Annotated in this window: 14 protein-coding genes and 1 tRNA gene; 5 read left to right on the forward strand and 10 right to left on the reverse strand. The window is 52.6% G+C overall.

Features of this window, described 5'->3' with window-relative positions; genetic code table 11:
* Positions 1–193: 193 nt before the first annotated feature.
* Genes QW772_02495 through QW772_02505 form a run of 3 tightly spaced genes read right to left on the reverse strand, consistent with a single transcriptional unit; the run spans position 194 to position 2,749 of the window.
* A complete protein-coding gene (locus QW772_02495; GenBank protein ID MEM0037775.1) occupies positions 194–1,444 on the reverse strand; it encodes a glycosyltransferase family 4 protein in 1,251 nt (416 codons plus the stop codon).
* On the reverse strand, positions 1,441–2,055 hold the full coding sequence (locus QW772_02500) for a hypothetical protein (protein MEM0037776.1): 615 nt from the start codon (positions 2,053–2,055) through the stop codon (positions 1,441–1,443). The genes QW772_02495 and QW772_02500 overlap by 4 nt, the downstream gene beginning before the upstream one ends.
* Positions 2,036–2,749, reverse strand: a complete 714-nt coding sequence (locus QW772_02505; GenBank protein ID MEM0037777.1) for an HAD-IIB family hydrolase — start codon at positions 2,747–2,749, stop codon at positions 2,036–2,038. Before QW772_02505 ends, QW772_02500 begins: the two co-directional genes overlap by 20 nt.
* Before the next feature lie 251 nt (positions 2,750–3,000).
* Between QW772_02505 and QW772_02510 the strand changes: the two genes are divergently transcribed.
* The 3 genes from QW772_02510 to QW772_02520 all read left to right on the forward strand — a co-directional run bounded on the left by QW772_02510 (position 3,001) and on the right by QW772_02520 (position 4,900).
* Complete coding sequence (locus QW772_02510; GenBank protein MEM0037778.1) at positions 3,001–3,345, forward strand: hypothetical protein; 345 nt, start codon at positions 3,001–3,003, stop codon at positions 3,343–3,345.
* Between the two features lie 149 nt (positions 3,346–3,494).
* The gene (locus tag QW772_02515) at positions 3,495–4,628 is read left to right on the forward strand and encodes a Xaa-Pro peptidase family protein (GenBank protein ID MEM0037779.1); all 1,134 of its coding nucleotides are present in this window, start codon (positions 3,495–3,497) and stop codon (positions 4,626–4,628) included.
* A 98-nt stretch (positions 4,629–4,726) separates the two neighbouring features.
* Complete coding sequence (locus QW772_02520) at positions 4,727–4,900, forward strand: hypothetical protein (protein MEM0037780.1); 174 nt, start codon at positions 4,727–4,729, stop codon at positions 4,898–4,900.
* A gap of 184 nt (positions 4,901–5,084) precedes the next feature.
* On the opposite strand, the gene QW772_02525 is transcribed toward QW772_02520, so the two are convergent.
* The 6 genes from QW772_02525 to QW772_02550 form a co-directional block, all read right to left on the reverse strand.
* Positions 5,085–5,942, reverse strand: a complete 858-nt coding sequence (locus QW772_02525) for a hypothetical protein (GenBank protein MEM0037781.1) — start codon at positions 5,940–5,942, stop codon at positions 5,085–5,087.
* A 111-nt stretch (positions 5,943–6,053) separates the two neighbouring features.
* Positions 6,054–7,646, reverse strand: coding sequence for an FAD-binding protein (locus tag QW772_02530; protein MEM0037782.1), 1,593 nt, complete (start codon positions 7,644–7,646; stop codon positions 6,054–6,056).
* Positions 7,647–7,757: 111 nt separating this feature from the next.
* Positions 7,758–7,845 (reverse strand) — tRNA-Leu (locus tag QW772_02535).
* Positions 7,846–7,919: 74 nt separating this feature from the next.
* Entirely contained in the window at positions 7,920–8,432 is a 513-nt protein-coding gene (tsaA, locus tag QW772_02540; protein MEM0037783.1) for a tRNA (N6-threonylcarbamoyladenosine(37)-N6)-methyltransferase TrmO, read from the reverse strand.
* Between the two features lie 71 nt (positions 8,433–8,503).
* Positions 8,504–8,935, reverse strand: coding sequence for a hypothetical protein (locus QW772_02545; GenBank protein ID MEM0037784.1), 432 nt, complete (start codon positions 8,933–8,935; stop codon positions 8,504–8,506).
* Complete coding sequence (locus QW772_02550) at positions 8,892–9,725, reverse strand: NAD(+)/NADH kinase (GenBank protein ID MEM0037785.1); 834 nt, start codon at positions 9,723–9,725, stop codon at positions 8,892–8,894. The genes QW772_02545 and QW772_02550 overlap by 44 nt, the downstream gene beginning before the upstream one ends.
* A gap of 56 nt (positions 9,726–9,781) precedes the next feature.
* On the opposite strand from QW772_02550, the gene QW772_02555 reads away from it, so the two are divergent.
* Entirely contained in the window at positions 9,782–10,819 is a 1,038-nt protein-coding gene (locus tag QW772_02555) for a class I SAM-dependent methyltransferase family protein (protein MEM0037786.1), read from the forward strand.
* 159 nt (positions 10,820–10,978) lie between these two features.
* Here QW772_02555 and QW772_02560 read toward each other — a convergent pair whose 3' ends face one another.
* Positions 10,979–11,608 (reverse strand): hypothetical protein, encoded by a 630-nt coding sequence (locus tag QW772_02560; GenBank protein ID MEM0037787.1) that lies wholly within the window; start codon positions 11,606–11,608, stop codon positions 10,979–10,981.
* A 95-nt stretch (positions 11,609–11,703) separates the two neighbouring features.
* Here QW772_02560 and QW772_02565 point away from each other — a divergent pair, with 95 nt between their 5' ends.
* Positions 11,704–13,644: a S16 family serine protease gene (locus QW772_02565; GenBank protein ID MEM0037788.1), complete on the forward strand. Its 1,941-nt coding sequence runs from the start codon at positions 11,704–11,706 to the stop codon at positions 13,642–13,644.
* Positions 13,645–13,677: the final 33 nt, after the last annotated feature.

Below are 13,677 nucleotides of genomic sequence, written 5' to 3' on the forward strand. Positions count from 1 at the left end.
GGTTTGATGAAGACATGCAGCATCTAACTCAAAGAGTAAGATACATACTTTGAGTCCCGTCCTCTATAGGGTGAGGACAACACGTCTCGAAGACTTGGGAAGGGGTGTTCGGTCCTTCCCGGCAGACCCCTCCCTTACCAGCAGTGGTCGAGTAGAAAGTTGACCTAGTTCGCCGTTCAATGGGTGTGCTGTGTTAGCGTTTCTTATACTGTTGTGAAGCCTTGCCCAGCAACTCCTTAGCAAGAGTTGACATTAGGAAGGATTTCGCTCTATCCCTGGCTTTTTTAGACATCTCCTCCCTCTTATCTGGGTTCCGCACTAATTCTTCAATAGCTTTAGAAGCCCCGTCAACGTCTTCAGGTCCTCCTACATGGACTCCATCGACATTATTCCTCACAAGCCATCTCTGTCCGTAGACAGCGCTAGTTATTACCGGGACTCCTCCATACATGAATTCCAGCTGTGTTAGTCCGAAAGCCTCCATCCTCGACATTATTATGTTGAGGTATGAGGTCCTTATGAGCGACGCCTTAATCTCCTCGTCCAGCTCCCCAGTAAGTACTACATTACTTAGACCCCGGATCTCCCTGAGTAGATCCTCCCACTGATCTCCAGGCTTGCCCGCTATCACGAACACTACATCCTTCAGCGTGGAGAGCTTCCTAGCCACCTGAGCAACCGCCAGAGGGTTTTTCCTCTCCTCGATTGTTCCTAAGTAAGACACTACATACTTATCGTCGGGTATGCCGTACTTACTACGTACGAGCATAGGGTCTGCGGAATCTATTAAAGCCGCAGTGTCGTCATCCAGCCCCCCTGGGAACAAGTGCATCTGATCCGGTCTAGCCCCCAATGTGAGCATGTCCTCAGCCTCAACACTGGTCAGACACAGAATAAGGTCTGCCGCTCTGAAGATCGCCGGGAAGGCCGTCGCATTCCACGCCATTCTGAACGCCCTCTCTATTGGGGAATACCTGCCCGGGTCTGGCGGCTGGTAGTGCGACATGTGAGCGTAGGTGACGCTACCCCCCTCCTCGCCCATGCTTATCATAAGCCTCCTCCACAGAACCCACTTAGCAGCTTCCTCAGGACCGTTCCACAATGTTGAATGCGTTACAAGGAAATCTATCCCCACATCACTGTCTATGTTCCTGAGCGTCGTTATGAAATCCCTGAACATTATCCTTCTCGGCGGCCACGTGGTCCTCAAACTATCGACCCTTATTGAGGGTACATCTACCGCTGGGTCTTTCTCGAATACGATGTACCCCCTCTCCTGCCTTGCTATAGTTCTTTGAGAAACTACGGGTTTCCCGTCATGATATATTCCGGTCACCACCCAGGCGTTGTGACCAAGCCTCCTAACCCACTTGACCATCCTCTGCGCTAGGAGCTCCTGACCCTTACTACGGGAAGTCTGATACATAACTGACAGGAAATTCATTTTCTCAGAACCCTTCCCAAGACATGACCCAATATTATGATGATCATGACCGCTGTGAGCCCCCATATCACCGGAGTCAGCATATTGCTTAACGCCTGAATGCTTATCCCACCCTGCTCTAACGCAAACACCACTGTGACCACGTAGAGAAGAATGCGCAAGTACTCTGCCACAGGCGTGAGGAGCTCCTGCTCGGCCCTGAGCTCAGAGCTCTTATAGAGGTAGCTTATAAAGGAATCCACTAGTATGAAGCCCGTGATTATTATGGAGAACGCCTTCACGAACCCCACTAAGTACGTCGTGAGGAGCGCGTACGCTATGTCGCGTATCTCAGTCAGCTCTAGTGATGAGGAGACGTAGTACGTCGCCGTGAGTACGGAGGCCACATATATTATCCACGACGCAACAAGGCTGAAGAACTCGCTAGGACTGTATCCACCCCTAAGTATGGCTTTGCCTATAGCGAACTTCCTAAACCACTCGTCAGTCCCCAACCTCTCTAAGGCGTTCCTTAGAGCCCACCTGAAGCTCCTGCCAGCTGCATAACCCATCAGGACTATGAGTATGGAAGCCCCCAAACTGACTAGCACATCATACAATTCTAGAGGCATTTTCGATCAACCACCTTGGGAGTTCCTCGAAACCCACCTCATACTCCGACTCTATCATAAGCCCCTTGTTATATTTATGTCTCACTAAGACCCTCACGTCGGCCACATTGAAGGCAGGTATGTCGTTCTCACCATCACCAACGTAGACGACCTTGCTAACGCCTAGGAGCGTCTTTAATACCCTCACGGCCGAATCCTTCCCCTTACTCGATACGTATATGTCGATGAAGGGATTGCCGCCATACCTCAGGATGTTTAAACCGCGTGACTTAGCCAGTTTAAGCGCATCGTCAAGCCCGTCAGGCATCCTGCCGGAGGCCCTCCAGTCAATGGAGACTCCGGCAAGGATCCCCTGCAGAGTCCTTTTCTCCTCGATATAGCAGTCGGCACGCCGCCTAAGCATCTTAAGAATGCTCTCCAGAACTTCAACCAGCCCGCCCCTGTAGACCAGTTCATCTACGGCCACGTAGCCGCCCCCCACCACCTCACTACCGTTGATGCATCCAAGCCCGTGCACGTAGGGCAATCTTCTCAGGAGGAAGTGGCAATCCTTACTGCTTACGACGGCCACGACGTGCTTCTCACTGAGATGTCTAAGCATCTCGAAGACCTCGGGAGATGGGTAGGCAGCATCCCTCCCAACATCGATGGGGCTTAGAGTGCCGTCGAAGTCGAAATAATAACCTATCGCCATTCACCATCCCCCTGATTACTGTGATCGATTGATAATAAGTCTTCACTAATCTTCAGTCTTCAAGTGCGTGGGGCCTAGGTTTACGTTTCAGCCCTGTGTGTGAGGACGTGGAGAGCTTGGCAAACTCCGTGTGAGACATGCATGCATAATGTGAAGTAAGGTTTAAATTATTTACCGACCGAGATTGTAGTGGAGAGGTTGTTTCAGGTGAGGATTACTAAAGGCGCTTTTGAAATGAGGTGATATCTTTCTTGGATGACGAGGTGATTAGCGAGCTCAAGGACGTTGTTAGAAGGCACGTCCTGCGTGTGGCACCCGGACTCCTAGGGCTCATCGGCCTCCTCACCACTAAGCGGTATGGTATGGGAGCAATTGACTTGTTATTCACGTCGCCTACCAAGCTTTACATTCTGCTGATCGAGTATTATAAGGGTGACGTTAACACAGCTAACTTCACGTTCAAGTTCTTTTTCCTAGGTCCTATAGCGACGCAGCTGGGGGATCCGCTGGCTGCCAACGATCTCCTTGAATACGTGGAGAGGGGGGATGATGAGGGATTTTTGAACTACATAAGGGAGGCGTTGCGGGCCAGCTGAACCCACGAACACTGTTTAGGACTTCACGTCTTCTCCCTCGTGACGGAACTTCGCTTTAGATACAGCGGCACACACCGATAACCCCTATGATCGGGACTGAGTTTTCTTTATGAGCAATGTTTATTAGCTCTTGAGCTAGGACCTACTTGGTGACCTGCTTGCTACCAGCACCCGTCTTGAGCAAGAGACTATCACAGCTGCAGGAGGGTCTTAGGAGGCTGAGGGTGGACTGCGCCATGATTAGAACCCTGTCCGATTTTAAGTATCTTATGGGGTTCAAGTGGCTTAGGCCGGCGTTACTAATCCCTGCTGACGAAGCCCCTACAGCGTTCGTCGCTCGAGGCGAAGAGGACTTCTTCAACGATAGATCCGCCCTCAAGGAGGTTAACGTGATCACGTATACCGACGGGGGCGATCTTATGGGCAAGGTCTCATCAACCATCAGGACGCTAGGGGCTAAGAGGGTTGGCATGGTCTTCAGCGTTGAGAGGGATTCCTTTACCCTATTCTACGAGATGTTTAAGAAAGCCAACAGAGATGTTGAGGTAGTTGACATTAACCCCATACTTTCTGAACTCAGGGTTGTGAAGGACGACTACGAGATCGAGTTGATTAGGAAAGCGGGGGAGATCTCAGCTAGGGTTCTTGAGAAAACCCTCGCCATGGTTACTGAGAATTTGCCTGAGACAAGTATAGCTGCTGAGGCATACTATGAGGCCTACAGAGCGGGCTCTGAGGAACCACATATATATGTGAATGTCGGTCCTCACCCAAGAGTTCACGCCGAGCCAATGAGCGATGTAGTGGCTAGGAAGGGGGTCTTGGTCACTGTGGTGGTGGCCTCAGACTACAACGGCTACTACGCCAACACTTCAGCAACTACGTTCATTGGCGACTCACCGCCAGAGGTCGTGGGTAGGAGCTTTAGGTGTGTGAGGGAGGTTTACCTCAGGGCATGTGAGCTGACAAGTCCTGGAAGAAGATTCATCGACGTAATTAGGCATATTGACGAACTGTTCGTGAAGCACGGCCTCGTGGAGAACAGGCTTACTGAATACACTCACGGTGTGGGCCTGCAACCGGAGGAATACCCTGTAGTAACTATAGTTCCCGCTCATAGAGCCCTTGAAGTGAGGGAGAGAATGGTTTTGGCCTTCGTGCACACGCCATTAATGCTGAAGGGGTTTGGAACCATGAAGTTTGAGGACACTCACGTAGTCTGGAGGGACAGGCTTGAGCGCGTAACTAGGGCGCATAGGTTGCTAGAATTTTTTAAGGACTAAACCCGCTTCATATCCATAGCCCTGAACGCGACGTCCTGCGGCTGTGGGTCTTGCATTCCCTCAAGAAGGTTTTTAGTCGGGACGCCGGTTTTTGATAGGTGGTCATAGTGTCAAGTCGTGAGGATTTGCTTGAGAGGGTGGGCGCACTTGCTGAGGAGCTTTACCGCAAGTATCACGGCTGCTCACAGATGACGTTAAGAGCTATTCAGGAGGTCTTAAACCTAGAGGACAACAACGTCTTCAAAGCAGCTTCAGCTCTCGCGGGGGCGTGACGAGGAGCGGTGGGGTGTGTGGAGTGGCGGCAAGGTTGGCAGTTAAGGCGATCATGGAAGAGAGGGACTAGGAGACTTAGGTTTCATAATGGGTAATACAGCCTAATCACTATTCCATCCTGGTCTCACAGGTCCCTGCAGGGTCTATTCTTCGCCGAGGCGTTCCCGCGTCTGTTTATGTCCCTCACTTGGTCTTGGTGATACGGGCGCTCAATACCGCGCCCCCCTCCAAGAAGCAAGCGATTTCGTAGTTACCTTCGCCGGGTGTTCTTACCTCAACCAGCACACTCCAGTAGAACCCGTCCCTGAAAGCTCTCACAGACTCTTCAGCAACTACGTCCCCTGAGTCGCTGTCAATCAGCTTGAGTGTGAGTCTGCCTGCACTCAGGTTATTGGGGTCGAATATCCATATCCACGCCAGCGTTGAGGTTTGTGAAAATGTCTTCACAAGCATTGAGTACGTCCTTGTCGAGTTAGGCGTGACTGTCCAGTCGTCAGTTGCTTCGGGCTTGACTCCGATCACTTCGATGGACGGCTCAGGAGCGTTCCCGCCGTACTCTAGAGTTAGTTTCAGACGGAATTTTCCAGAGCCTTCGGCAGTCCACCTTAGTGTGAGCGTGGCGTTGTATACCCCCTCCTCAACGTTCAGTGGCGTGTCGTATCCCGGTATCAACATCATGATCCTGTAGCAGGGCTTACCAACACTCATTAAACAGGGCATTAAGATCCTATAGACGTGTTTGTCAGACTTCAACGTGAGCTCGCCGCCTAAGACTATGGCGAAGGAGCCCTCACGTCTAGTTAGATTCGGTCTAACGATGATACTGCCGGCGGGTATGTTGAAGACACCTAGGTTGATAACTCTCTCACCCTCCTTCTCATCCACGTTCAACTCAATATCCATTACTGCGCCGGTGGGTGGCACGTTGACAATCCCCTCTATACTAACCTCGAACACGTTTCTTATAATGAGGGCCGCGGATGTTAAGGCAGCTGAAACCACGAATATCAAGGCTAGGTACGTAATGATTCTTCTCCCCATTCTGACACCACACATTGTATGTGGCTCAAGCAACTATAACTCTAACACCTGCACAGCACTGTTCAGCTATTTGAACATCTCGTGAAACATTCCTCAGGAGCCATGTGGAGGTTAGCTGGCAGGCGTTACCTCATAACTCACCTTGCCTTCACGTAACCACACCCTCACGTTTTTCACCCACTCCGGCTTCTCTTCCGGGTGATCTAGCCTGAAGTGGCTCCCCCTACTCTCCCTCCTAACCAGTGCTGAGTACGCTATGGCTAACGACGTCAGCAGGGTGTTCTCAGCCTCTCTGAGGTTGGCAAGATCCTCGTAGCTCCCTACATGAACTCCGTCAAGCATCTCCAGCAAGTTATGCAGTTCTTCAATACCCTTACTGATGCCATCCGCTGACCTGAGGATGCCGACGTAATTCCACGTGATGTCGCGTGTAGCCAGCCTGACCTCTTTAGCGTTAAGCTTTCCCTCCCTAAACTTATAGTCCTTCAGCACCTCTCTGAGCTCCCCGAAATCTTCAGGGCCTCGCGATGTGTTGACGTCCTCCCTGAATTCTTTGTTCAGGTATTCAGTTACGTCGACCGCCACCTTACGTGAGATCACCATACAGGCTGACAACGCATTACCGCCTAACCTGTTAGCCCCGTGAACCCCGCCAACTAATTCCCCGATGACGTAGAGCCCCGGCAATCCCGTTCTAAGCGCCTTATCCACTTCAACTCCTCCCATTGTGTAGTGCGCTGTCGGCAACACCCTGACTGGGGGTTGGAGTCCCAACTTCTTCATTAATTCATACGCTGTCCTCGATTGTGGATCCGTCGAGGGTTCCGGATGCATTAGCAGAGCGCCATCAACTCCTCTCCCGTTGCTTACCTCGAGCATCATATATCTTGAGAGCAGGTCCCTCTGAACCGTAGTCGCTTTGTAAAGGTCCCTCAATCCATACTTAATCAACACGTCCTCGCCAAGGCTGTTCAGGAGCTTGCCTTTAGTGAAGTGTGCTATGAAGCTGGGCCTGTCTTTCTCGGCGATGCCTAAGGGAAAGAATTGGACGAACTCCATATCTATTAGAGGCAGACCCATTTTGAGGGCTGTCCCATGACCATCGCAGGCAAGTTGTTGCGGGTTATCGCTCCTCAGGTACGCGTTAGCGGCCCCGCCGGTAGCCAAGACTAGGACCTTGCTGTTGATTGCCAGGACTCTTCCTCCATGGATGTGCGTGGTTAAGTATGTACCGTCACCACACCTTAATGCATCGAGCAGGTGGGTTCTCTCAAGGACTTTAACCCCTGTTCTCGCAATATACCCTCCAAGACGCGCTACTAGATCCATGCCCGGGAAGAGGGAATCGCCGCCCACAACCCTCAACATACCCCTCGACTCCCTGAACTCAATACCCACTTCCTTAAGTGCTAGAACACTTTCCGGGGATTCGTTAACGAGCAGGTCAACTAAGAACCTTCTGTTAACGTATCTGCCGCTCTCCAACGTGTCTCTCGCGTGTTCCTCAGCCTTGTAGCCGCCGACCGCACATCTGAAGGCGCCTTGAGAGTAGTACGTTGAGGTACCGTAGCCTAGGGCTGACTTACACGTTATGGTCACTGAGGGCCGGTTACCTTGTTTGCCAATGAAGTACGCTAGGGAAAGCCCGCTGAGGCCGCTACCCACTATGAGCACATCCGTCTTAATAATGCTTTGCAGGCTCAACGCGATTCACTCCCAACACAAACTAACACCCCAGTAGAGGTATTTATGCATTATGTGAAGGTAGTTCAGGTTTTCACGCGGCCCGCGGTTGAATTACTCCACCTAGTTAACTGGTGCGGGGGGTGGGATTCGAACCCACGCAGGCCTGCGCCATCAGGGCCTCAGCCTGACCCCTTTGACCTGGCTCGGGCACCCCCGCACCAATAATACTGTATCACCCGGATTTTTAAGTGATGCTAGTTTCGTTTCTAAAACCCTGCTGGCTTAAGCGTTTCAAACCTTCGGTTTCCTGCCACCTTCCCTAACCCGTATCTCCTCGTAGAGCCTCGACAGCCATTCAGGGAGCTTAAGCTCTCCATCCTCCACACACCTTCCCGGAGTGTATGGCTTAATATCCAGTACTGGGGTCCCGTCGAAGAGGTCGAGATTCTCGACATATAGTAATCTTGACTCACGTTTGATCAGCCTAACCACTGTGAGCGCTATCGGCGATGGTCTGTGGGGGGAGTCGGTGCAGAACACGCCCACCTCAGGGAGTTCATCCAGCCTGAATCCGTGTTTAAGCAGACGTCTGGGTCTCACTCTGAGGACTTTCTTCTGCTCCTCGGAGACTTTATGAAGGTATGCAATTACAATCAGGTGTGAGAATCCCTCTATCCCGTCAAGCCCCCCTTTGAACTCGTCGTAGACCTCTATGACTCCCGGCACTCCATCATCGGAGTTCCTGACCTCCTCATCAGCGTATTGAATCCTAACGACCCCAACGGGCCTGAGTATGATCTCCATTACCGACACCCGAGAGAGTATGTGTGAGAATTCATTAAATGTTTCAGACTCGTCGAACCATACCAGCGTTCCTATCGTTTCTTGAGCTCCCTGTACTTTATGCCTACGGTCTCTGCACCTATTTTAAGTGCTACCTTCTGGACCGCCCTGTCGTCGCTTATTACCACCACCCTACCACACCTCTCCAGTAATTTGCTCGCTAACGCCAGGAGCTCTAGGTCCGTCTTTGATAGCCTGCCTGCCTTGATGAGCTCCTCAGCAACTCGGGCTACTCTACCCCTGTGTTCCTCGGAAGGCTCGTCGAGGCTTATCTTCCCGGCTGAGAGGGCCAGCTGTAGGTTTTTAAGGCTCTCAGCGTCCCTGACCTCCCCTATAACCTCCTTGACCGTGTACGCGCTGGTGCTCAAGTAGAGTTGATATGCCGCGAAGAATGCTGCAGCATCTAGTACGTAGGCCTCACTACAAGCATCTCTCGAAGATCTTGACGTAGTAATCACCCACATAGAACCTGGCGAACCTCGCTGGCTTGGGATACTTCCTGATGATGACTGAGTCCCTCGGCTTGAGCGGCACGCTGTAGGCGCCGTCCACTATCAGAACTGCCTCCGGCGAGTCTCTGGACACTGTGACCGCCACCTCCGACTGCGACGGCAGGACCACGGGCCTCGTGCACAGGGTTATCGATGCGAGAGGCGTTAAGACTAACGCGTCCATCAGCGGGTCCAGTATCGGGCCTCCTGCTGCGAGGCTGTATGCAGTCGAGCCCACGGGCGTCGCCACTATAAGCCCGTCCCCAACGAGCCTCCTGTAGAGTTCCTCACCGTCCTTCTGAACGTAAAGTCTTATAACTTTAGCTCTTCCACTGCCCGAGCTCACGATAGCTAACTCATTGAGCGCCGGAGGTATGTCAGTAACCCCCCTCACACTGCCCTCCAACCTCATGTACTCCACCAGCCTGTAGTCCCCTGAGGCTATTCTAGCGATCATCTCGGAATACTCGAAGGGGGGGACGTCGCATAGGAACCCACGCCTGCCGTACCTTATCGTTGCTACCGGCACCTCCGCGTCCTTCAGCAGATGAAGGGTGTTAAGCACGGTCCCGTCACCGCCTATGACCACCAACATATCCAACTGATCTCTACCCAGCTGGAAGAACTTATCCCAAGTAAGTAGATCCCTGGCTCTTGAGTCGAGGTACACCGCTAGGCCCTTACTCTCGGCGTGCTTGAGCACAAGCTTAGCTAGCTGGAGCGCTTCAACGCTGTTAAGCTTCGGAACTATCCCCAACTTCACTGCCGCCACCAAAATAATATTTACGTCAGGAAATTTATTTTGGTGTCTAGACAGGGATGCCGCTGTGTCTCAGGGTCCCCGCCGTTGAGGCTGAGCACGCCATCAGAGCGTTGAAATCGAGTGGACTCTACGCCAGAGGCTATAAAGCCAAGAGGTTGGATGACGGCACGGTAGCGTTGCCGGTCAACGACGCTGCGGACTTCAAAACGGTTAGGGGGGTCCTCAGGAACTTCAGCGTTGCCGAGTGCCTTGAAACTTTTGAGGGCGGTGATAGGGGGTTGACTTTTAAGGACATGCTTAAGGGGCTGATCCCCGACGACGATCTTAGCAGGATACCATCCTCGTATGACGTCGTAGGGGATGTGGCTATAGTCAACATGCCTGAGGATCTAAGTCGGTACGGCAGGCTGGTGGGTGAGGCGATAGTTAGGTTGTCGCCCAATATTAGGGCTGTGTACGCTGGCGGTTCCGTGAGCGGGGACTTCAGAGTTAGGGCTTTGAGGCATGTGTACGGTGAGAACATCAGCAAGACCGTTCATAAGGAGTACGGCTTGAGCATCTCCGTTGATGTCTTGAGGACTTACTACAACCCGTCGCTCTCGGAAGAGCATAGGAGAGTTGCTGAGTTGATCAACGAGGGTGAGGTGGTCGGCGACCTGTTCTGCGGGGTGGGGCCTTTCTCACTTCACATGGCTTCTTTGAAGAGGGTTAGCTCGTACGCCGTTGACTTAAACCCGGACGCCATCAAGTGTTTGCTCGAATCCATTGAACTCAATAAAAAGATGCTGAAAGGTAGCGTGGTGCCGGTGCTTGACGACGTTAAGGACTTCCTCACCATAGTTAGGGACGAGGCCTTCGATCGCATCATCATGAACCTGCCGCACAAGGCAATCGAATATCTTGAAATGTCATGCAGTAAAGTGCGTAAGGGCGGGATGATCCACCTATACACTGTCAGCACCTCCGAGGCCGAAGCCATTCAGAGCGTTCAGAAGGCGAGTGAATCCATGCGGTTGATGATCTCCGGCACGAGACGCGTCCTTGACTACGCGCCGAGGAAATACGTGTTTAGGGTTGACATGATCAAGGATTAACGGTCCCTCTCAAGTCACGTCAGATTATAAGGTCCGTCATCACTACTTTAACTGGGGCGGCCGGTATCTTGCAGGTCAGCGGTCGGGACTCTTGCAGCCTTGATGATGTTAAGCATCCTTCCTGATTAGAATGATGTGTTCGAACTCCTCTGATGAACTCTACAAACACAGGTCATTGACCTCGGCACCCTCGAAGTAGACCGACCTCATCGCCACTGTCTCTATATATTTCTTAGGCAGGACCGGCACACCACCCTCGTAGGGGAAGGCGTAAGGGAGATATACAGTTACCTCTGAGTTGAGTATTTTGAGCTCTACCGTCAGTCCAAACCTCACGTCGATATCTCCTAGAGACTGCCCCTCAGAGATCTTCTTCAGCATGTATGCGCTGCCAGCTATCGTCAGTTGCTCCCTACCCAGGTTCCTGAGGATGGCGTGGGGATGCCTCCCGGATATTAGTTCCCGCGTTCTTCCTTTAGGGGGGTAGTCACCCATTATCCCCCCTATGACTACGGCATCAGCCCTCCTCACCTCCTCAGGTCTTAACTCCTTCTCTGCGAGCGGGTCCAGGATCACGACGTTCTCCTCTCGCATTGACTCAGACCTGATGAACTCTGTGAGGTCTAGTGCGGTGGTTTCCGCCACATCTTCTAACACCTGTGACATTGCCCTACCACGCACGTTAGCTATCACTAGAGAGTCCCCGAACAGCTCCGCCACGTATCTGTACTCTGCTAGGAGCCATGGCGAAGGGCACGTCTCCCAGTTATCTATTACGACGTACTGCACACGTATCCCCCATTTCAGCGGTCACAGGCCCTGAACGTCTGACTACTCACTTATGGTTAGCAATATTTATAAATTGCTGTACCTTAGTTGGTGTGGTGATTGGGGTGCGGGGTCTACGCTGCCTCGGTACGACGCTATTGATATTCATCGTTGTGCTGACCCCAACCTCGCTCTTGCTGAGCGGGTTGTGCAGTTGCGTTGTTAGGGAGGCGAATCTCCACCTCCTAGCGGTAAGTAGTTCGGGAGGTTCCTACACCGGTGTGACGACGTTGCTGAAGGTCTCGCTCATCCCAGGCGATGGGTCTGTGTACCTGTCCATCGACCCTCTGTCCGAGCTGGATATGCAGTCCTCCCTGAAGGTCGCGTCCCTTGTAGCGGGATTTGTTTCAGGTGTTGACCTCAGCAACTATTCCGTGCTTGTGAAGATTCAGTCCGACACCCCCATAGTAGGGGGGCCCTCAGCGGGCGCGGCCTTGACGGCCGTTCTCACAGCCCTCCTCACGAACACGCCGCTAAGCAATTCAACTGTTGTCACGGGAATGATAATGCCTGACACTCTGATAGGCCCTGTGGGCGGGATTCCAGAGAAGCTTGAGGCCGCGGCCTCCGTCGGTGCTAAGCTGATGATCATACCTGCAGGTCAGAGGATGTCGACAAGTCTTAAAACCGGCACCTCGGTTGACGTGGTTGAGAGGGGTAAGAAGTTCGGGGTCACGGTCGTCGAGGCTTCCACAATATACGACGTGCTTAACTACTTCGGAATTCCAGTAGGTCTTCCGGTAGTTGATAATGTTAATTTAAGCGCTAATGTGCTTAAGACCTTCAAGACCGTTGCTGAGGAGTACATGTCTGAGTATGGGGAATTGTACTCAAACGTCAGTGATGCTGTTAGTGTGTACGGCAGGAGGTTGGCGAACTCCTTCGTCCTCAGCGACGTTAGGGGGTTTCTAAGCAACTCCGCCTCAGAGGCTAAGAGGGGTGAGGAGATGTATGGTGTTGGCAACTACTATGCGGCTGCCTCCGACTACTTTGGCGCGCTCGTTTATGTGTGGACCGCTAAGCTTCTGGTGGATATGGTTGTCCGTGACGTGAATTGGCCTGATGTTCTGGAGCTAGTAGGCGGCGAGGTTAGTAACGCAACGGGTTACTTTAACAGGTTGATGTCGTCCATTGAGGCCTCCCGCCTCGACATATCCAGGCTTGGTGTGTTGGTGGAGATCGCTAGCCGGGTCTACGAATCGAACTATTCGCTGACCCAACTACGCGCTCTTCGGGGAGCTACAGTTAATGCCGTGTACCAGGCCGCCTACACGTACATGAGGGCTAGATCCGTCTTTGGGTGGGGTCTAATCTACGACGTTCTCGGAGAGTGCGGTGTCAGCATCCCTGTCGAGTCTTTAGAGTCGGGGACTCAGGCGCTGCTCAGCTTCTCCCGTGCTTCGATTACATACCTGCAGTCCCTCGCGGGCTCGGTATCAGGTGTTAGCGAGTTATTTAGCTACTTAAACAGTGCTGAGACCCTCCTCTCTAGAGGCGGTTTGGGGAATGTACTGATGTCCTTAGGGCTTGCGTTCAAGGCCTCCTCCTATGCGGCTGTGGAGACCCACCTAAGCTTTGAATCCAACGTAACCTCACTTATTTCAAGACTCACCAACGCTGCCCGAGGGTATGTGGGTCTGGCTAAGAGCCTCGGCGTCGAGCCTGTCGTATCGCTGATCTACCTTGAAAGGGGCTCCTCGCTGGCGGGAGTCGACGATGAGAGTGCCGCAAACTTTCTGGATCAGGCTATCTTGAATACCATATGGTTCTTAATCCTCGCTAAGGCCGGTAAAGCTGAGGTAACTCACAGCAACACCCCCAACGCCACTCCCACCGTGACCCCTACTAGTAAGGGCAGTGACGGCGGCGCTGGCGACACAGATGCTAGCGAGTGGGTTTACCTAGTGGCTGTGGCGGCGGTCTCGGCGATCTCCGGTGCATTGCTAGGCTACCTGTCCGGGTCCAGGAGGAAGGCATCAGCCTCGGAAATGTGGTGATGGCCTGCAGGGGATGTAGGTGGGCCTCAACTA

Origin of the sequence: Zestosphaera sp. (genome assembly GCA_038727705.1) — an archaeon.
Classification (GTDB): Archaea; Thermoproteota; Thermoprotei_A; order Sulfolobales; family NBVN01; genus Zestomicrobium.